The organism is Opitutales bacterium (assembly GCA_013215165.1).
Lineage (GTDB): Bacteria > Verrucomicrobiota > Verrucomicrobiia > Opitutales > JABSRG01 > JABSRG01.
This window is the reverse complement of record JABSRG010000003.1, coordinates 1-20,444: the sequence shown is the minus strand read 5'-3', so window position 1 is coordinate 20,444 and position 20,444 is coordinate 1. Positions and strand designations below refer to the sequence as shown.

Below are 20,444 nucleotides of genomic sequence, written 5' to 3'. Positions count from 1 at the left end.
AGAGTTAAGTCTTTCGCTATGAATCAGTTAAACTAATGAGAGTCTGGGCTCAGATAAGGTTGTGAAATAGATCGTTAGGGGCTCTCTGGGTGAGGGAACCACTGATAAATGAAAAAATAGACCAAGACACCCGTGATGCTTACATAATACCAGATTGGAAAGGTGATCCGGGCCCACTTTTTGTGGCTCTCAAAGCGTTCTTTGAATGCCAAAAAGAACGTCCTAAAAATCATCGGCACCATAGCCATCGCTAAGATGACGTGTGTAATCAGCATTGTATAATAGACGGGCCGCCAAAAACCTTCTCCTGCAAAGCTCGTGTTCACATCCTGGCCGCTGCTCGCTTTGAGGCTCTTGTGGGTCAAGTAAAGCGCCAAAAATACGGCAGAAACGAGGAATGCGCTCACCATCGAGGCACGATGCGCCTTTTTCTGATCTTTCTTTATGAACACGAAGCCAGCTGTCAGCAATAGCGTCGACACCCCATTCAGGCAGGCGTTGATGGCAGGAAGTGTCGTCAACCAGTCCATGGCAACTAGCCCAAGATCCAGACATCCAGCACCAGTGCGGACAAAACTAGGGGTAAATGGGAAATGGAGGTGAAAAAGAGCTTTTTCGCAGCCATGTCACGCGGCTCATGTCGCAAGAACTGCGTGGCAAATACCATGAACGGGGCTCCACCTAAGAGAGCAGCCGCACCATAAAACCAACTTGCAAATCCCAAAAACACCGGAGTGAGCGTAACCCCTACTAAAAGCACGGTGCAGACAAAGGATTGGACAGCTGCACTACGGCCTGACGGCTCATCGGTGGTGACCATACGATATCCAGCCGCGGCGTAATCCTTTCGATGAGTCCAAGCAATCGCCATGAAGTGGGGAATTTGCCAAAAGAGGATAATCCCAAAGAGAATCCATCCCATCAACCCTATAGCCCCCTCAGCCGCAGCCCACCCAATGAGTGGCGGAATGGCACCAGGGATCGCGCCCACAGCAGTGTTCCACGATGACCAGCGTTTCATCGGGGTGTAGACGAAAACGTAAAGTCCAATGGTCGCGGCGGATAGAAGTGCGGCAAGCCAGTTGTTTATCCACCACAATGCTCCTACACCTAAGAGGCTGATGGTTATCCCAAAAATGAGCGCAGCCTCGGGCGAGATCACGCCGGCTGGGATAGGGCGGCCTCGAGTCCGTGCCATAAGCGCATCACTCGCGCGCTCCCACCACTGGTTGAGGGCCGCCGCGCCTCCCGCGGAGAAAGTAGTACCTAAAATCAACCCAAGCAGCGCAAATCCACTTCGCTGTGGGTCGGCGAGCATATATCCGACGATTGCAGTAATGACCGTCATCATGCTAAGACGCGGTTTCGTAAGCTCGAAAAACGCCTTAGCCTTGCCTTTCTCGGCACTCAGTGTATCGACTGGGATTGAATTCGTCTGGGTATGAGGGGAGGCCATAACTATCAGACGCCTTGTTCAGCGGGTTGTTTAACATCGACAGGACTTCGCCTGCGTTCAGGGCGCCCCACACAATAGGCGGCCACTTGTTGAAATTGATAAAGGCGGAAGGTCATGATCCAGGTGCTCCCCATTAAAAATGCGCCCACAAGCATATGCACAGTCGCGGCATGCGGGTTACGTCCGGTCCAGATTGTGAGCGCTCCTAAGTAAATCTGAAACGCTAGAATCGACAGCATCAGCACCGCATTGCCTTTAAGCTCCGCTCGGAGAGCTGGTCGTTTCCAAACCTGTACGAAAAACGCAACGAGTATAGCTGTTGCGATAAGAGCTCCCGCTCGGTGAGCGAAATGTATGCTGATGTGAAAATTCCAAATTGCCGGCAAAAGCGACGTCTCGGTCGCCATCGGAAAGGTCGAGATGGCCAGGCCGGCATGGTTGTGCCGCATGATCGCTCCTACAAGGATTTGCAGAAATAAAGCAGTTGTCGAGGCCCATCCCAGAGCACGGACTCGGTCAATCCCATCCACAGCAGCGGCCTCACGTCGAAACCACATGGGACTGTGCATCACAGCGAGTGCAGCCAGAATACAAAAGACAATCTGGGCCCCGCAAGCGTGAGCTATCGCAAAGCTCTGAGCGATGACGTTCGAGTCAAAATCATGATTAAGCTGGTCCAAGAGAACGCGGAGGCCTCCCAAAACACCCTGGGAAACAACGGCTGCCAGCAGCACATAGCTCGTCACCCTCACTGCCTTACGCTCCTCGCGGACTGCATGCCACACTACTGAGATGATAGCCAAGAGGCCGAGCTTCATGCCTAAAAGGCGGTGACTGTGTTCCGCGGCTTGATCGGGCTGTGACATCCAACGCTCTGGATTCAACGAGCCATTAGAAAGCGGCCAATCCAGAAAAGCCATGCCTGCCTGGATCGAAGTCGTGAAGCCGCCAGCGTACAATAGGAAACAAGCCCAAACGAGCGAAAAGCACGAAAAGACAAAAAGGCCAATTTTGTAGGAATCTGTCCGCTTGGTTGCTGACATAGAGAACGAAAAAATTTTTGTAGGTCAAAAACACAAGAAAATAGTCGGCCATAAACTGCGAGACAAGGCACAGAGTATATCTATAAGGGCAGATATCAGTAAGGCTAATTTTGGAGATCAGCCGCATCAGCGCTCATAACTAGCGTTGGAAGATGGAGATAAAGTGAGGCAAAGTTTTCCTTCTTCGAAGTGCGCAAATCGCCGCCAGATCCTTTCACCCACAACTCTTCAACCGCGTCACCCGTCAAAGGGTCGGTCTCCATCAACTTGGACGCTGTATTGCCTCCCCCGATGTTGGTGATGCGCTGATCCGAACCCAACAGTTTGGAACGGTAGACGAGCAGCTCGACTGGATCTAAGCTCGATGCCACCACCTCATCCCACAAATAATTTACGTGTTTATAAGATATATCACTCATAGTGCATTTGGATTTCAAAAATTTCAGGCCTCGATGAGCCGGTCTTGACCGATCAGAATATTCTTCTTCTTCAGATCTGCCGCTTTCGCATCCGTCACTATATGGGCGAACATCTCCACTTTCGCTGACTCATAAAGCGTCGTCACAGACAGTTTTGAACTGTCGATACACAATGCGGAGCGATGGGAGGCATGCATCACTGCTTGCTGAAAATCGACTATCTCCTTCGAGGAGTTCCAAACCGAATTGGTCGTCATCCCCTCGGCACTCATCAGAGACAAATCGAACGGGAACTGCTTCACAAAGTTCACCGTGTATTCACCTAGCAGTGTGGACTGACGGCTGAGAAACTCACCCCCGGTAAGAATCAAACGAATGCCCGGATGATCGCTCAACTGCTGCGCTGCCGGCAGATTATTCGTGATGATCGTAATCTGCTCAAAAGAGCGTTCTAAAATGTAACGAGCTGCGCGAAAGAGTGTATTTCCTATATCCAAGTAGAGAGTCATCCCATCAGCCACGAGACTCACCGCCCGCTTAGCAACGCGGTCCTTGCACTCTGAATGACTCTGCATCCGTTGCTGAAAAGAAACGACATTGCGATCATACTCGCCGAGTGCCCCACCATGAGTCCGGCGTATCTCACCCGAATTTTGCAGTAATTGCAGGTCTCTACGAGCTGTTGCTTCGGAGATACCAAACTGTTTGCAGAGGTCCGACAGAGAGCCGAAATGCGCATCGCTCAACCACTTGGAAATTTCGCTGCGACGTTGATCAATTACATGCTGGGCAACCCTCATAGTAATTAACTTCTTTGCTCATATGACTGTTTTCGATCATCTAATTTATTTAATGCAAACTTTTTGCCATTTACTTTGTGGGAAAACGACAATCCTTAAGACGATAAAACCAGCGCCCATTCCCTAATTCTCCAACTTAAAATGCCCCTCAAGTGTTAACGATGAATCTGCATGGTCGCTTATCCTGGGAACTTATTCTCTTCTTATACCCCACAGAGGACCTGGCCTCTTCCGATGATAAAAAAGAAAACCAACGGTGTCTTCATCTGTCTCTCTGAAAACCGCCTGCATGCGGCGGTGACTTCCGGCGCCGTGCCGTCTTGTAAAATAGACAAGGTATTCCAAGCGCGTTGGGATGATGAGAGCGAAATTGAATCCTTGAAGGGAGAGCTCGAATCTCACAAAAACGGCAACTATATCCCCAGCCGCTTCGCATTCTCGCCCTCCTCGCGCTTCGTTCGGAAATTTGAAATCGATAAAGCAGCCAAGAAGAAAAATGCGAATTACCTACTTGATATCATCAGAGATGAATTCCGTCTCGAACCCGAAAAGCTGGCTGTAAACATCGTAAATCAGGGCGATGGCGAAGAGTTCGATGTCGATGAAGGAACTGAGACTAAGGTAGTTTTTTCTGGATTGGAAACCGAGGAGCTGCGGGAACAACAAAACAAAATCCTGGAGAATGGCTTTTATCCAGAGTCGCTGGAAATCTCCTCTGTCGCAGTCTTGGGAGGCATTGTCGACTACTCGCGCCAGATGGAAATACCTGGTGCTATCCTCATTCTCGACATCACATCTGATAATAGCCAAGTGTTCGTAATACGCCAAGGTGAAGTCGATGTTACCCGTCCAATCCCTTATGGCGTCCATAGCATGATACCGGTGGTCAAACAAGAGCTTGGGCTCAAAGACGACGAATCTGCTCGAAAGCTATTCTTCTCCAACACTTTTGACTTCACCGAAGTCGGACCAAAACTCCTGAAAAAGTTGATCCGAGAACTCCAGGCTTCGACTGGTTTTTACGAAGTGCAGACGGGTCAGACTATTTCTCAAATCTACCTGCCTATGCTTCCCGACAGTCTACGCTGGATCATCCCGGTCCTGGCAGAAGCCTTGGGCGTCGAAGTGTTGAATCCAAATTTCGAAAGATGGTTGGAAACACACGGCATTAGTTTTGATAGTTCAATCGACACGCCTCTCATGAATGAGGATTGGTTTGGCCTATTCTCCCTCATCTGCCCGCACACATCTCAGCCCGACAAGAAACCCGATGACGAAAAAGAAACAGAAGAGTCATCCTAACTGGCATCCCGATTTCCGACTTCAGGAAGAGCTACCGGATATCAAACCCATCCGGACTGACTTCCTGGTGAACGGCATAGCTTGGGCCTTGGCAGTATTCTTAATTTTTGGAGTGGTTCAGCGCGAGATTGGCGCTGCGTCGACTCGAGGACGTCTGGACGACACACAAGAACAAATAAAAAGCCGAAATACGGCCGATAAGGCGCACCTCGCGGAGTCTAAGAAACTGTTGGCGTTCCTTCCAAGACTTCAAGACATCGAACGATTCTACGCAGCACCGATCGTATATACCGAATTCGTAGCCGATGTCGTAAAACTCATTCCCGAAGAAATCATCCTTAGTTCGATGAGTGCTGAATCCTTTAACATCACTGAGAAAAAGAAGGTATTACCCTCGAAGAGCATTACTCTCAAAGGCACGGCACCATCCCTCCTGGTCATCGATCAACTCAAAGAAGATCTCGTTCAAATGACAGAATTTCAAGAACACAACGGCTCCGTCGAAGAACTGCCCTCATCACGCGACGCGGTAACGGGGCTATTCAGCTTTACGATCGAGGTCACCCTTACCCCAGAATTTAAGTAACGTGGAAGCGCAGGAAGTCATAGCGAAGCTCAAACAATTCCCCATTGCGGTAGCGGGAATCGCAGTTGCATTGCTCGCAGGCATAGTATTTTCATTCCGCGTCGGAGTAGTTCCTGAGCTGGAAAAAGAACTTAATGATGCACAAAAAAAGCTTCAGACCATAACACGGAACAGCAGCCAGTCTGTCGGCTTAGCACAAGATACGACACAACTCGAAACCTTCACCACCCAACTAGACGAGCGCATCATCGACTCAACGCAGCGCTCCACCAACATCAACTACTTCTACGGATTTGAAGACCAGAGCAATGTCCGCATCACCAGCATCAATCAAGGCAATGCAATTCTTCCTCCGAGAAAAGGCACAAAGCCCTTCAATTCCCTCCGCAGGCACGCGATTGTTAACATCTCCCTCGAGGCAGAAGGTGCATTCAGGGACTTATTAAACTTCGCTCACAACATTCGTATGGGCCAAAAACTTACCCGGATCAGCCGATTCAACTTCACCGCCGGAAGTCAAACAGATCCTACGATGCGCATGGTATTGATCGTTGAAGTCTTTGGAGAATCACTCGGTAAATGAGTCCCCTAAACAACAGATTTTATCGCGTCCTCAGCTTCGGAATACTGGCTGCAACTTTTGCCGGTGTTCAATTCACCACCAACGCCGCTATCTCCGTTCAAGCGGATATAAAGGCCCAAGACGGTCAGGTCGCCTTCAAAAATCAGCGGGAGAAGGCTATCAAAGCAATCGAGGGCCATTTAACGACAAGCGATCATTCTGCATTCAAGCAAAAGCTTGAATCATTGAGAAATCCATTCGCAGCTCCAAGCTCTCAAGACCAAAGTGTAACCAATCTCCCTTCTACAGCCACAATTCCAACTCCGCGACCAGCACGCCCTCAACAGCGTCCATCCACCGAGCCGGTAGTTACGGCGAACCAGATTCTGCAAACAGCCGGCGAAGCACTCCAGACGCGGGTCACCGGCACCATAGAAGCGGGTGGACGTCTTTTTATGACACCGCGCGAAGGCGGCTTCATCAGTCCCGGATCACGCATTCCTGTTACTGAAGGAACATCCAACTACACTGTGATCATAGAATCTATTTCCGAACGCTCCTTTCTCCTTCGACTCGGAAATGCGCAGCGGCGCTTCCCCATTCTCGACGCCGCTCAATAACAAATAATTTAGATCTAGCTAAGTATGTCTGCTAAACCCTCACCACACCCGTTCACCTGCCATTGGCTCAAGAAGAGCGCAGCAATCTGTGTAGCGACCAGTATCGCCTGGGCTCAGGATGAAGCCCCCACCCCTGTCGAAACTCAGATCCCTGTGGCCGAAGAGGAAATTTTCATTGAGCTTCCCGAACAGCAGGAAGTCGAAGTCATACAGGATACCCCACAAACCCCTGAGGCGGAAATAGAGCCAACTCCCGAAGTACCCGATGTCGCTCCGATCGAGCCAGAAGCTGCTCCCGAAGAACAACCGATTTCAATCGATTTGGAGGACATCGCCTCTCCCACACCGCCACCCCCGGGACCCGCGGCCGAAGACATTCCTGATGTGGCAGTGCCTACATCATTTGAGGAAGAAGTCATTCTTCAGCTCCCCCAAGGAGGCGCTCCAGCTCCCACCTTTGGAACGGAAGAAACCATTACGGTAAATTATCTCGATCAGGACATCACTACGATCCTCCGCAACGTGGCGGATCTCTATGATCTTAATCTTGTCGTCCCCGACACCGTAACCGGGCGTGCATCATTGAAGCTACGTAACGTTACCTGGCGGCAGGTTTTTGAAGTCGTACTCGAAACCTCTGGATCTACCTACATAGAGGATGGGAACATCATAAAAATTAAGAGCCTTGAAGATCTCGCCGTCGAACCTGTCGACACACGTGTATTCATTATCAACTTCGCCGAAGCTAATGAGATTCAAAGCGCCGTTCGGCCCCTGATCAGCAGCCAGGCTGGAGGTGGCATACGTGTCGATACACGTACCAACGCACTCATCGTTACCGAGCGCCCTTCACGCATGAACAAAATCCAGGAGATCATTGAGCGTCTCGACCGTGAGACCGAGCAAGTCATGATCGAATCGAAGTTTGTCGAAGTGACCAACCGCGATGCTGAAAATATTGGCGTAAATTGGTTGTCGCTCGGCGGCTACCAAGTCGGCACGGGCAGCTTCACGCGGACATTTAACCGCTCTAACTCCACAAGCCGATCCAACGGCACAACTGAATCCTCCAACTCTAACACCGGAAATAATTTCAGTAACTCTGATACCTCCAGCAATACGTTCGGCAGCAATTTCTCGAGTGGAACGGCAGGATCTGGTTTCTCAGACACCATAGCATCCAGTACTGGTAGCTCACTCGCAAACAGCCTCACGACTTCCGGCGGCACTGCAGTCAGCGATTTTGTTAGCTTCGTCAACGATTCAGCCATCGGCCGTGTCGATAACGTGGTCTTCTCAGCCGACGGCTTTAATGTCATTCTGAGCGCTCTCGAAAACTACTCCGATGTCGAACTCGTCTCCAACCCCACAGTCGTCACGCTTAACAATGAATCTGCCCTCATCTCGATCGGTGAGCGATTCCCCATCCCAAACTATACCTATAATGAAGAACGCGGCAGCTATGAAGTGAGCAACTTCAATTACGAAGACATCGGGATCAAACTGAACGTTACACCGCAGGTAAATAGTGCCGGATTTATCAATTTGGATATCCTACCTGAAGTGTCTTCACGTCAAGGTACAGTAAGCTTCGGTGGTGCATCCGGGGCCGAAATTCCTATCATCGCCAGCCGCCGCACCGAGACAACCATTTCGCTCAAAGATGGCTACACTCTGGCAATCGGTGGATTGATGGAAAACCAGACCGAGAATGGAGAAACCAAAGTGCCCTTGCTCGGCGATATACCTGGCCTCGGTCGCTTGTTTCGTAGCACCACTAAGTCAGAATCAAAACGGAACCTCATCATATTCATTACCGCTAAGACACTCTCTGCAGATGGAAGCACCTATCGCGACGTTATCGATCCCCGTCAGTTGGATGACATGAATCTCGTTCCTTCAGACATCCCAGGCTACCAGCTAAGTGAAGATGAACGCCGTTACTTTGAGCAACGCGAAGCACTCCGGGCGGAGATACAGAGCCTGCGCGTAACGAAAAGCCAACTCGAGGAAATCGAGCGCCTGCGCGGCTCTCGCGGCGAAGCTGAAGAAAACTTACAGGCCGATGACGAGGAAGACGAAGCTGCACAAAACGATGACTGGTGGCGGCGGCGGGGCAGTAAAATTAATTGAGGAGAGTAGCCGTTTGCCTCCCCACGATTATGGAGTGTTCTCAGCAAATTTGGTGGTTCACCAGATGAGGCCTTGTTTTCGCATAGCTGCGATCATTGTACCTTTGTACGGTTTGCAGCGTGATCGCTCTCGCAACCTTCCAAAGCAAACGTCCGCGGTAAAAAGGAAGTGCTCCTAGATTAATCCTAGAGATCCTTCGGCATCCTCACTGACAGCGGCTTGGTGTTCGGCTTGGTCGGCCTGGGTTAGATCCTCGTCGTAGGTGGGGATCATTTCCTTCATGCGGGAATGACCTTCAGGCGTTTTTAGGACGTCGCCAAAACACTGTTGCACCACTTCTAGCATGATATTGGTCGACACCGAAGCACCAGGAGATGCTCCCAGGAGGACTGAACGAACACGCTAGAAGGAGAGGCGCCCACTCATTGATCTTATCCCGATCTTCGGTGTATTCCATCGAAGCAAAAAAATGGTGCGTGCTTCAATCCCCGCATGGCGGTCGCGGAGAAAGTCAACCTGCTCCTGACCGTAGACGAAACTAATATGCGGCACCGCGTTTATAAAATCAGTCGGCTGCTCGATCATACCCTTGCGCACCGCGTAGCCCCAGAGCTGCTTAGAGTGCTCAAACTGGTGGAAGATTTCTATGGCTTTGTCTACGTCTACAGAACCATCGGAAAGTCGATTCGGGATATAGCTCAGTTCGACAAATACCCGCATGCCCAGTCCCTGCATCGTGCCACCCATTGGAAGCCTCCTGAGCTAACTCCTCTGCCACCTCTTAGAGTTGGATCTTCATCCCAGGGACGAGCTTCTTCAACATGGCGCCCAAGGTGGCAGACATAATGCCATTGCCAATGGGTACGACATCAGGCTGATCGATGTGGTGGGCTGATATCATAAAACGCCCATCAGCATGGGATTCTAGATGATGGATATCAACCGAGATTTGAGCGATTTGCCAAGACCGACCCTATAAAACTGCTCGAATTGAGCAGTTTTACTTATGATCGCACGGATTCTTCCTGAAGATTTGAAATAACAGAAAGGACGCTTTGACTCTAATGATGGCCAAAGCAAGCACCCTCCTCGTCGACAAACTTCGTGAAGCCGCTGAGACGATCGAGCGGACAGAAACTTATCATTGGGGTCACGTGGGCCGCTGCAATTGTGGCTACCTCGCCCAATCACTCGTAGACCTCGATGCCGCGGAAATCTACAAGCGGGCCCGTGATCAACGTCTCGCCGAATGGACCGAATTTGCAGAGGAATATTGCCCACTTAGCGGAGCCCCCATGGACGAAGTGCTTGATGCTATGTTTCAAGCGGGCTTGGAACGCAAGGACATCCAAGAACTTGAATATTTATCCAACAAAAAAATTCTCACTGCACTCCCCGGAGGTCCGCGTTACCTGCAACGATCCAACCAACGGGACGTAGCTCTCTATCTACGGACGTGGGCCGGGTTGATGGAATTGCAGCTGAAAGAGAATCCCACTCATTCAAAGAAACTATTGTCCGAACGCGTTGGGTAACCAGTACGGGCAGATGCTTTGTCGCCGCGGACAACGTTTCGGATACGCTGTCCGCAGTTTTTAGTGCAATGTGCTCCCCAACGGCGGCACTTAAAAACTAAATCGCTCATTGATTACCGGAAGTTAATCCGGCTTTTGACTTTGATCCAATGAGTCGAGAGTGCCTTCAAAGCTGGAATCTAGCGATGGTGCCGATCGCTCGTGATCTGTTTTTCCAGAATAACTTTCGCGGTTACGTTTTTGAATGAGCCGATAAAATTCCAATAACTCACTCAGCTCTTTCACTGTTCGTTCGATCCGAGTCATAGAAATTATTCAGAACTCAGCGCCTCAATGTCTGCCAAATCTTGCTTACTGCCACGCACACGTTTCATGGCGATAAGATCGTTTTTTTGTGCGATCATCACTTTTCCAGCAGCAGATTTGTCTTCGAGAGCACGGTTTATAATTGCTCGGTGCTCCTTACTGTCACCGATGAGAAGATCGATCACCGTATAAGCTTCAGAATCCGTTTCGGTCGGTTTCATAAAACGGTGGAGAGTGAGATCTGTGTTAGCAAATTTCCAAGGCTTCGCGTTCATTCTAAATCCGGCCGCTTCTAAAACTTGATAATATTTCTCCAGGTCCTCTCCAGTTCCAAGAATATCAATGTCCTTTGTCAGCCTGGGTATAGAATGGAAAGCCAATGCGACACCACCCACCACGGCATAGTTAATACACGATTCCTCAAGGCGTTTTACTAAACTAAAAAACTCACGAAAAAGATCCATCCGGCGCAACGATCTCATCCCATCTTAGACCCGACAACTCCAAAAAAAAGCGGGACTCCCAAAGGAGCCCCGCTCGGCAATCAGCAAACAAACCAACGATTGCTAAGACAAACTACAGGATGAAGTTTTAGAATTCAGCCGTGAGCGAGAAAGTAAACTGACGTCCACGGTCCCAGACAACCTGCCCTGTTGAATCTGTATAACCGCGAGCGTATGCGATATCCTCATCCAACAAATTGGCAATCCGAAGCGCTGCAGTCCAGCCTTCCAGGGAAGAACCTTCAGCCCCTCTGTAAGTCACACCTGCATCAAATTTGAAGTAAGCATCCAGAGGTTGAGTATTCAATGTGTTCACATACACATCATCAAAATACTTTCCACTCAGAGAGAAGGTCCACGCACTGACGGTATAATTAACGTCAGCATTGACGGTGAGGAACGGCGTATTACCGAGATCATTTCCTTCGATGGCCTCGTAAATCTGATAAGATCCAGGAGCAACTTCTTCAGAACGATATCCAGGAGCTGCAACAGACAAGTATGGAGCACTAGAATTTTCCCTAGCAATTGCGATATTATCACCAGTCGCAAGACCAGGGGTCTGGCCAGTCAAAGAGTAGAGAAGGAAGTCTTCTTGGAAGGTCGTTTCTTGGATAGCGAAACTAGCCCCAACACGTAGTCCCTCTACAGGAGTAGTCCAATCTACACTACCTTCGAGTCCCCATGAATCCACGCCACCTACATTTTGGAATCGGCTATTTCCAGCCGCTCCAGCATTTGGAGAATCAAGAGGGACAGCAGATGCCAAAATCCGGTCAGTGTATTGCAGATAGTAACCCTGTATATTAAAGGCCACATCTCCATAGTCGGCACGAAGTCCAAAGTCGAAATTTTCAGAATATTCTGGCGCCAAAAGATCGGGGTCAAAAGTGTCTCCAGCAGTCGTGATCGTTCCGGCATCAGGAACAGCGAGATTTTCTGAATAATTGAAGAATAGCTCGATGTTGTCATTTAGCCTGTAGAGCAAACCGAATTGAGGCAAAAATGTATCCTCGTAGGAAGTTGAGCGGGATGTCGGAGTGTTGTTTATCCACTCAGCAATAGTAAGGAAACCATCAGCGTCGCGATCGAGCTTTAGCAACTTAATTCCGGCAACAATATCGAGTGCTCCGTCAAAAGCCGTGTATGTATTCTGGACCCAACCTTGAAAGACCTCTTGCTCAAGATATCGTGAATAATTAAGGAAATTGAATTGATCGTATTCAAACCATCCGACAACCGAACCATTACCTTGAAGATTGTAGTTCGGTCTCTCAGTGATGTGTCTGTCATATTCATACCACCCACCAACAATTAACTTGTTTACGTCGGTTTCCCACGCCAGCGAGGCAGAAACTCCATAACGATATCCGCCAAACTCTTCGTCTCGTCCGGTCCGTCCAGGAATGCCAGGAATGAAGTTATCTGGAGTCGATCCAGGCGCAGCAAGCGCGTGGTCAGAGCTATACTCAACAATAGCTTCATTTAGACCTGTTTCAGATTCAGGGTCAATTGTTCCATCCTCATCAACGTCAAAATCGAGATCACTATCGTATACACCATCTCCGTCTATATCCACGAAGAAAGAACCATCTTCACCAGCAGGGCGACCCAGCGCGTCATAATAAGGCTGAGCCCAGATATCAGTGCGTGAAGGATCTGCTGCATAAGCTGAACGTACTTGCGAAGAAGCAAAGCTGTTGGAACGACCAAATAGTCCATAATTTTGTTTATGCTGATAATACGGGATCACGCTCAGGCTGATTTCATCAGTAAAATCATAGTCAGCTAAGATACGATAGAGATGATCCATCCGACCATTACGCCACAGGTTGTAGTAGTTAGCATTTACTCCAGCACCCGGATCGACCGTAGGATCAATGAAGGTCGGGGGTCCATAATTACGGCCATTGTCAGAAAGGTCGCCGTAGTCAAAAGAACCTAAAGAGAATGTATCTCCGTCAACTACTACAGACTCATTGGCATTGCCGGGGATGTAGTTTGTATACCCCCCTGCAGCAAATACCACCGCCGAAGAGTCCCTGCTGTATCTTGCAATATTGCCCGAAGTGTTGATGGTCAAGCCCTCAGGGACAGATCCCGTTTCCAAACCTTCATATTCCTGCCAATCGAAACCTAGTGTATCGAAATCATCACGGTCATTGTAAGAATATGCGAATTGAATCGATCCGTTGCCGTCAGGAAGGTCGTATTTCACCTTAGCTTCTATTCGTCTTTGCTCACCCATCCCGAGGCCAACAAGACCACGCGGTGAAAACTCGAAATGAGACGCACTGATATAGCCAGTGAGACCAGGATAGACTTCACCCATTTCATACTTCCCAAAGACTCTCAAGTGATCGAAGTCTCCATAGGTCACGCTCACAGTTGCTCCTGCTTCCTCTGATGGATCTGCTGTGAAAAACTGAAGTGATCCACCCAATGCCTGATACGCAGGTGTCGTGACGTCTCCGGCACCCTGAGACACAATAACTTGAGTTAAATTCTCAGGGTCTGCTATACGACCAATTGGAGTACCGTATCGCGGAGAACTGTTTCCGATGGGCACGCCATCGAATGTCACGCCTATGTCATCAATTGAAAATGCACGAACCCGGACATCATTACCAAACTCGTAAAAACCAAATGGATCCCGAGAAACCACATTTACACCTGGAACACGATCCAAGATCTGTTCAGTCGAGGTCCCGGGCAAGACAGTATTTAAATCTGTGAAATCCAAAATGTTTTCCGCACGTGATGACTCGCGGACTTCAATTTCGAATGCTTCTAGTTCGAGGAGGTCCTCTTCTTCTTGGGCTGAAACTGCGAACGGCATTATGCATGCCGTTGCGGTCAACCCGAGCTTGAGCCACGTCTGGGAGGCGACTCGCTGGAGTGGAGAGTAAGCGGCAGCAGCCGACTCACTCCCCGTGGGAGTGTCAGTAGTTTTGGTGGACATCTTTTAGTATGTATTAGTTTGCCGCTCAAAGAGTGAGCGTCGCCAATGGGTTGCAGAATCGTTGCCAAGATGTTTCCATTTTTAAGTTTTTGATTTTAACGATTTCATTTGGGGATCCGGAAATCGAAAAATATGAGCTGGTTTTTTGAAACGAAGCCGATGAGTCTCATGGTCTCTCCACACCAGATGCCCAAACCATGAGACCAAACACCCTGACCGCAGTATGGGTGTGCGGAGCTATGCTTTGCTCTGCTCACACACGCCTGCTCGCCCAAAGTCCCAATCAGCAGAACGACCCAAAACCCGCATCGAATAGCGAAGTCGTGTCCGAAGAGGAAGCAGTCGAAGCAACAACCCCAGAAGATACCACACAATCTGGAGGTGCCAATGACTCACCGCGCGAACGCGGCCGTGTCTTGCTCAAGCGCAATCCCATTGCTTCAGAGTATCAAGTGTTTGGAGAGTTGGGACGCGGACCCGGAGCAGATGGCGATGGCGAAGGGGTCGACTACCGCCGCTTCTTTGCACGCAGCTATCTTCTAGACTCTCCCACGAGATCAGGATCGGCCGGGGTCACCCTCAATTTCAACGACCAGTCTTCGGAGTTCGAAGTGGGCGGACGCTTTTCCTATAAGCTCCCCCTTTTCGATGATTCATGGATGCTATCTATCAGCGCCTCCAGTAGCGCTAGCGACCGTATTTTTGAACATATGCAAAACAGTTGGACAGAACTGATTGAGCGCAACCCTGATGGGACACCAGTCTTGGACGAAAACGATAACACGGTACCCCAGCTTTTCGAAGGAGATGAAGTATTCTACCTAGATCGCCTGCGCATCTCACGCGATCTCATCTACACACGCGTGAACAACTACCGGGCACGTCTTGAGCACGCTTGGTCCGAAAACCATCGCTCCTATGTCGAGGCCACCATCAGCGACTATTTTGACAACTTCTACCGTAACCGTTCAGAAGTGCGTTATAACTCTAGAAACGCGCTGCCCGGCCAAGGTGACCTCCCTCAAGGTAGCACCACTGTTATTGAGGGTGATTATACCGGAGTCTCAATCCGTAGGTACAATGGGGACACCGATACAGAACGCTTTACGCAGCGTTATTCGTTTGGCGGCGATATCGAGATGGATACCTGGCTTCTAAGCTACAGCCTCTACACCAGTGAATTTGAGAATAATCCCTTCAGGTATGACTGGAATTTTCTCGATACCGGCCTCTCAGGCGGTTATCGCATCGAAAATCCCCTCTTTCCGGAGTTCTTCTTCAATGACGGTTTCGACATAACGGACGTATCCAATGCAGGGTTGGGATCACTAAGAGTATTCGACACGGTCACTACTGACACGGACTACGCCGGACGCATCGATTTCGAGACCGACTTGCCGATAGACATAGATGATGCCTATCTCCGAACAGGTCTCATCTATCGGGAAAAATCACGCACCCAGCGCGAGACCCGTGATGTGTATGGCCCCAATCCAGACAACCCATTCACCCTGCTCGATGTAGCAAAAGACGCACTCCCCGGACAGATTGTTGAAGCGACCTACACCCTTGGCCGTGGGCTCGATCAATTCAGATCAAAGGAGTTTTTTGCAAACAACCCTGATGCTTTCGTTTTCAATGAGACAGCCTCACGCCTCCAAGCAGCCAGTCAGGAGTACGATGCCTTCGAGTCGGTCACCGGCGTATATGCCCTAGCAAACCTCAGCTCGGGACCCTGGCAAGTCGAAGCAGGCATCCGTGCCGAATACACCGAGACCGAAACTACTGGAACAGTCGTCCAGGCTAATAATATTTCCCAGCAGTCTAATTCCAACGACTACTGGAATTACCTGCCCACCATCGAGAGCAGCTATCAACTGGACTCAGATACCCTCATCCTGGCTTCTTGGTACCAGGTCCTCATGCGTCCACAGTATTTCGACATTGTCCCTTACGAGCGGATTAGTGACCCCACCCGTAGCGTCAGTCGCGGCAATCCTGACCTCGAGCCCGCCACAATCAATAATCTTCAAATCGCCATTGAGCGGGAAAATACCCTGGGTGGCACACTCGCCTTTGAGATCTACCTTAAAACCGTCGAGAACTTCTTCTATGATGCGTCGTCCACGGAACAACGGTTGCTTAATGGTGAACGGATCACCTACAACAATAGCCTGCCTGCCAATGGAGAAGACGGCGAAATCTATGGTTTTCAGGTCCAATACGAAACAGATCTCTCCTTCCTCAGAGAAATCCTAGATAACCGCAGCTTCTCAATCGCCTACACCCTCTCGGAGAGCAATGCCACCGTCGGCACGCGCCCCGGCGAAGAAATCACCGTGCCCGAACGCTCCCGCCATAACCTCGCCACGTCCCTCTCCTTGGGCCACGGTCCAGTATCGGTCAAATTTGACGTCACTTACCTGAGCAAGTCATTGGACGATGTGGGAGACAATGCCGGACGCGATAGTTACCGCGACGAAAACTTCGCTCTCAACATCGGAGGCCGCTACCAATTTCTCGACGACTGGACGCTCGCTCTCAATTTCTTCAACGTCACCGACGCTCCCGAACGCTCCTACCGCGGCCTCCCCATCCGCGGCTCCAATAATCAATACGGCTCCTGGTCTGCAAACCTCGGTCTCAGCACGACATTTTGAAGGGTGAATGATAAAGGATGAGTTTCATCCTCTTCCCAAGCTTTATCCTTTCATCCCTCACCCCACAACCGTCACCCTTTCACTCCATGTCCTACGAAGCAAAAATCTCCGAACTTGGCCTCACGCTCCCCGGAAAACCCGCGCCTGGGGGAAACTACATCTCCGCTACTCGTGTCGGGAACCTGGTTTATACCGCTGGAGCAATCTGTGTCGTTGATGGTAAATTTACGCACTTAGGCCAAGTCGGTGCCGAACGGACAATTGAAGAAGGTTATGAGGGTGCCAAGGTGTGTGCCCTCAATCTACTCGCCGCCATCAAGGGCGAAATCGGGTCGTTGGAAAAGATTGCCCGTTTTATCTCAGTGAGTGGTTATGTGAATGGCATTTCGGGCTTTAGTGAAAGCCCCGCGGTGATCAATGGAGCTTCAGATTTGCTTGTTGAAGTCTTTGGTGATGCCGGGCGCCACGTGCGCGCTGCCGTCACAGTCGCCGGGCTGCCAAAAAACTCGACCGTGGAAATTCAATGCGTGGTTGAGGTTAAAGATTAAGTCGGTGTCCGCCGTTTAAGGGCCATGCCCGAAGGCGAGGAAAAAGAGGAACTCGAAAGACAGATCAGCCAAGTGGAAGCTCACTTGGCCTGGTTAAAATCTTTGCGAACTTCCGAGGAGAGCCCACCTCAGCCCCCGGAGACTGAGCCCACCCCAGAGAGAGAATCCAGTGCCCAGCAAGACCCCGAAGACACCCACTTCGATTTTGAGATCCAGCCTTCGGACCCATCAGAGCTACAACGCATGCGGCTCGGCTGTTGGGTTTTCTTCGCTTTTCTGATCGGAGGCACGGTTTTCTTCTTTTTCGGTCTCCCGCACCTGATTAAGTAAACTGACCTTTCGCCATCACCCTACGCATGGAATCGAGGCACTTTGTTGCCGCATAATCCGAATCTAATCGAAGCAACGCTCGCGAGCCGACAGAGCAGCTCGACTGCAACTCATCACCTCCTCCCGAGCACCAAATCCATACTTCCGAAAACAGATTTTGGCTTTACTCAGTATTTTGTTGCTCAGCGGCCTCTAGCTTAAACCTAGGGATGAACGGTTTAACGAACGCGTCCTCGAAATCGTAGCCACCAGAAAAATCCTCTGGCGAATCATTCTCCGTCTTACCTAGGACGCCATAATCGACGAGAAGGAAGACGATTTTTCCAAAATCATCGCAAGTCGTAATATTCCAGGTATCGAGCAGTGTTTTCGCCATAGGCCCATATTGCTCTATAGCAAATTCGCGCATCCCATCGAGTAACTCTCCGCCAGAGACATGGTTATTCTCGCGCTGATGCTCACCGGTTTTCAACTTACGCAACGTGTAATCCAAACCTTGGCGCACAAAGTAATAGGCACCGGGCTGAAACGCCGGGTGCTCTTTTCGAATGAGTTCGATGACTTCACCAAAGTCTTTGGACATAGTTACAATGAACGACGCACCACATCGAAAATCAACCCAATCGGTCACAATGGTTGTCGAGGAGGTGATTTGATCTCCGCTGTAACCGCTCTCGCTGTCGCTCCAATACAGGGCCCTGCATAATCCGGGATAAAACACAAAAGAATCGTCAGGTCACAGGTGACCGTGGTTTCTTCAACAAATGCCGGGAAAGACCAAAGACCAGATCGTAGACATCCTTGAGGACATCGCACTGCTGCTAGAGATCAAAGGGGACAATCCTTTCAAAATTCGCGCCTATCAAAATGGAGCCCGCACCCTCGATTCACTTGAAGAAGAACTCAACACTGTCATTGCGGAGGAACGTTTAGACAAAATCAAGGGCATCGGGTCAGCCTTGGTGGACAAGATTCAAAAGCTCTACCTACAAGGCACGCTCCCCTTTTATGACGATCTTAAAGCCTCAGTGCCAGCTGGGCTTCTCGAAATGACCGAAATCCCAGGTTTGGGAGGAAAAAAGATTAAGGCGCTCCACACAGCACTGGGTATCACGACCATCGCAGAACTCACAGCCGCTGCCGAAGATGGCCGGATTGCCGAGCTCAAGGGCTTCGGAAAAAAGTCTGCCGAAAAAATCCTTACTGGTATCAAAAACCGTGAAGCCTATAACGCTCGGCATATCTGGTGGGATGCACGCGCTGTCGCCGACGAAATTCTGGCGGGCCTCCAAGAGGTCGCTGAAGTCGAACGCGTCGAAGCAGCTGGCAGTCTACGCCGCGGTAAGGAGACCGTGGGCGACCTCGATTTTATCGCCGCATCCGATCATCCAGAGCCGATTATGGAGTGGTTCGTCCAGCAAGACCAGGTCGTCGAAGTCACTGCTCAAGGCCAAACTAAGTCGAGTATACGCCTCGACGGAGGACTGCAGGCGGACCTGCGTGTCGTGCCTCCCGCTCAATTTGCGTTCGCACTTCACCATTTCACTGGCTCTAAGGAACACAACGTCCTTATGCGCCAACGAGCACTTAGCCGGGGTTACAGCCTGAGCGAATGGGGGCTCTCTCCCAAGGATGAGGACAGCGACCTCCCACCGATCCACGCAGATAATGAGGCGAGTCTATTCGACGCGCTAAACCTCCCTTACATCGTACCCGAACTGCGGGAAGGACGGGGTGAAATCGAGGCTGCCGAAGCAGGACATCTTCCTGAACTCATCAACGAAAACGATCTCCGCGGCACCTTTCACAACCATACCACCGCTTCAGATGGCAAACACACCCTCGACCAGATGGTCGCCGGCGCCGAGGCTCGCGGCTGGGAATATGTCGGTTTCGCAGATCACTCGAAGGCCAGTTTTCAAGCAAACGGTCTGGATGACCAGCGGGTCTTGAAGCAGATCGAAGCCGTCGAGGCCCTACGCTCCTCAGGGAAATACAAAATTCACGTCTTCACCGGCATCGAATGCGACATCCTCACGGACGGTCGTCTCGATCTAGAAGAGAGCACCCTAGAAAAACTTGATTACGTCGTTTCCTCGGTCCATGCAGCGCTCGGCCAAGACGAAAAGACCATGACTGCCCGTATCATCCGTGCCATCGAACATCCCTGCACCACGATGTTAGGCCACCTGACGGGACGCTTGCTCCTACGGCGCGAACCGTCACAACTCGACGCGCGCAAGATCATCGACGCGGCGATCGCGAACCAGGTTATCATCGAACTCAATGCAAACCCGTGGCGCCTAGATATGGATTGGCGTCTCTGGCGTTCAGCTGCCGAAAAAGGCCTAAAGACTTCCATCAATCCCGATGCCCACAGCGTAGAAGGTTATGATTTCGTACGTTCTGGAGTTCTGACAGCGCGTAAAGGCTGGCTCACGAAGGACGACGTCATCAATACCTACAGCCTCGAGGCTGTGAAGAGCTTTCTTTAGGACACATCATCCTGATAACTCTCAATGGTTCAAAATTCCGGAAACAATGAAATTTCTTCACAGCCATCCCATAGGGATGCGCTAAAAAATTAAAAAGTGGTTGGCTCTGGCGGACTTCCGATCAAGGAAGTCAGTTGATGAAAAAACAACCAAAACCAACCAAGCACTGTTGTGCCGTCTTCAA

18 protein-coding genes and 2 pseudogenes are annotated in these 20,444 nt (G+C 50.3%); 10 read left to right on the top strand and 10 right to left on the bottom strand.

Going from position 1 to position 20,444, the window contains the following annotated elements; all coding sequences use genetic code 11:
- Positions 1-74: 74 nt before the first annotated feature.
- From HRU10_00135 to HRU10_00115, 5 genes and pseudogenes are all read right to left on the bottom strand, one after another.
- Positions 75-530 (bottom strand): DUF420 domain-containing protein, encoded by a 456-nt coding sequence (locus tag HRU10_00135; protein ID NRA25642.1) that lies wholly within the window; start codon positions 528-530, stop codon positions 75-77.
- Positions 531-535: 5 nt separating this feature from the next.
- The gene (cyoE, locus tag HRU10_00130) at positions 536-1,456 is read right to left on the bottom strand and encodes a protoheme IX farnesyltransferase (protein NRA25641.1); all 921 of its coding nucleotides are present in this window, start codon (positions 1,454-1,456) and stop codon (positions 536-538) included.
- A gap of 5 nt (positions 1,457-1,461) precedes the next feature.
- A complete protein-coding gene (locus tag HRU10_00125) occupies positions 1,462-2,376 on the bottom strand; it encodes a COX15/CtaA family protein (protein ID NRA25640.1) in 915 nt (304 codons plus the stop codon).
- A 281-nt stretch (positions 2,377-2,657) separates the two neighbouring features.
- A pseudogene (locus tag HRU10_00120) lies at positions 2,658-2,918 on the bottom strand (bifunctional rhamnulose-1-phosphate aldolase/short-chain dehydrogenase).
- A gap of 23 nt (positions 2,919-2,941) precedes the next feature.
- Positions 2,942-3,718, bottom strand: coding sequence for a DeoR/GlpR transcriptional regulator (locus tag HRU10_00115; protein NRA25639.1), 777 nt, complete (start codon positions 3,716-3,718; stop codon positions 2,942-2,944).
- Between the two features lie 234 nt (positions 3,719-3,952).
- On the opposite strand from HRU10_00115, the gene HRU10_00110 reads away from it, so the two are divergent.
- From HRU10_00110 to HRU10_00090, 5 genes are read left to right on the top strand one after another with little or no spacing between them, the layout of a single operon-like run.
- The gene (locus HRU10_00110; GenBank protein ID NRA25638.1) at positions 3,953-5,020 is read left to right on the top strand and encodes a hypothetical protein; all 1,068 of its coding nucleotides are present in this window, start codon (positions 3,953-3,955) and stop codon (positions 5,018-5,020) included.
- Complete coding sequence (locus HRU10_00105) at positions 4,989-5,606, top strand: hypothetical protein (GenBank protein ID NRA25637.1); 618 nt, start codon at positions 4,989-4,991, stop codon at positions 5,604-5,606. Before HRU10_00110 ends, HRU10_00105 begins: the two co-directional genes overlap by 32 nt.
- 1 nt (position 5,607) lies before the next feature.
- Positions 5,608-6,189 carry a hypothetical protein gene (locus HRU10_00100; protein NRA25636.1) on the top strand — a complete coding sequence of 194 codons (582 nt, stop codon included), beginning with the start codon at positions 5,608-5,610 and terminating at the stop codon, positions 6,187-6,189.
- Positions 6,186-6,788, top strand: a complete 603-nt coding sequence (locus tag HRU10_00095) for a hypothetical protein (protein NRA25635.1) — start codon at positions 6,186-6,188, stop codon at positions 6,786-6,788. The genes HRU10_00100 and HRU10_00095 overlap by 4 nt, the downstream gene beginning before the upstream one ends.
- A gap of 24 nt (positions 6,789-6,812) precedes the next feature.
- Positions 6,813-8,921 carry a hypothetical protein gene (locus tag HRU10_00090; GenBank protein ID NRA25634.1) on the top strand — a complete coding sequence of 703 codons (2,109 nt, stop codon included), beginning with the start codon at positions 6,813-6,815 and terminating at the stop codon, positions 8,919-8,921.
- A gap of 174 nt (positions 8,922-9,095) precedes the next feature.
- Here the strand turns inward: HRU10_00090 and HRU10_00085 are convergent, their stop codons facing one another.
- Positions 9,096-9,281, bottom strand: coding sequence for a malate:quinone oxidoreductase (locus tag HRU10_00085; GenBank protein ID NRA25633.1), 186 nt, complete (start codon positions 9,279-9,281; stop codon positions 9,096-9,098).
- Positions 9,217-9,822, bottom strand: a pseudogene (locus HRU10_00080) (malate:quinone oxidoreductase). Before HRU10_00080 ends, HRU10_00085 begins: the two are co-directional and overlap by 65 nt.
- A gap of 163 nt (positions 9,823-9,985) precedes the next feature.
- Here HRU10_00080 and HRU10_00075 point away from each other — a divergent pair.
- On the top strand, positions 9,986-10,456 hold the full coding sequence (locus HRU10_00075; GenBank protein ID NRA25632.1) for a hypothetical protein: 471 nt from the start codon (positions 9,986-9,988) through the stop codon (positions 10,454-10,456).
- Positions 10,457-10,767: 311 nt separating this feature from the next.
- Here the strand turns inward: HRU10_00075 and HRU10_00070 are convergent, their stop codons facing one another.
- On the bottom strand, positions 10,768-11,226 hold the full coding sequence (locus HRU10_00070; GenBank protein ID NRA25631.1) for a hypothetical protein: 459 nt from the start codon (positions 11,224-11,226) through the stop codon (positions 10,768-10,770).
- Positions 11,227-11,353: 127 nt separating this feature from the next.
- A complete protein-coding gene (locus HRU10_00065) occupies positions 11,354-14,227 on the bottom strand; it encodes a TonB-dependent receptor (GenBank protein ID NRA25630.1) in 2,874 nt (957 codons plus the stop codon).
- A gap of 197 nt (positions 14,228-14,424) precedes the next feature.
- Between HRU10_00065 and HRU10_00060 the strand changes: the two genes are divergently transcribed.
- The 3 genes from HRU10_00060 to HRU10_00050 all read left to right on the top strand — a co-directional run bounded on the left by HRU10_00060 (position 14,425) and on the right by HRU10_00050 (position 17,765).
- A complete protein-coding gene (locus tag HRU10_00060; GenBank protein NRA25629.1) occupies positions 14,425-16,887 on the top strand; it encodes a TonB-dependent receptor in 2,463 nt (820 codons plus the stop codon).
- An 86-nt stretch (positions 16,888-16,973) separates the two neighbouring features.
- Positions 16,974-17,435 (top strand): RidA family protein, encoded by a 462-nt coding sequence (locus HRU10_00055; protein NRA25628.1) that lies wholly within the window; start codon positions 16,974-16,976, stop codon positions 17,433-17,435.
- 24 nt (positions 17,436-17,459) lie between these two features.
- On the top strand, positions 17,460-17,765 hold the full coding sequence (locus tag HRU10_00050) for a hypothetical protein (protein NRA25627.1): 306 nt from the start codon (positions 17,460-17,462) through the stop codon (positions 17,763-17,765).
- A 163-nt stretch (positions 17,766-17,928) separates the two neighbouring features.
- Here the strand turns inward: HRU10_00050 and HRU10_00045 are convergent, their stop codons facing one another.
- Positions 17,929-18,348 carry a hypothetical protein gene (locus HRU10_00045; GenBank protein NRA25626.1) on the bottom strand — a complete coding sequence of 140 codons (420 nt, stop codon included), beginning with the start codon at positions 18,346-18,348 and terminating at the stop codon, positions 17,929-17,931.
- Between the two features lie 181 nt (positions 18,349-18,529).
- Between HRU10_00045 and polX the strand changes: the two genes are divergently transcribed.
- Positions 18,530-20,260, top strand: coding sequence for a DNA polymerase/3'-5' exonuclease PolX (gene polX, locus HRU10_00040; GenBank protein ID NRA25625.1), 1,731 nt, complete (start codon positions 18,530-18,532; stop codon positions 20,258-20,260).
- The last annotated feature ends 184 nt before the right edge of the window (positions 20,261-20,444 follow it).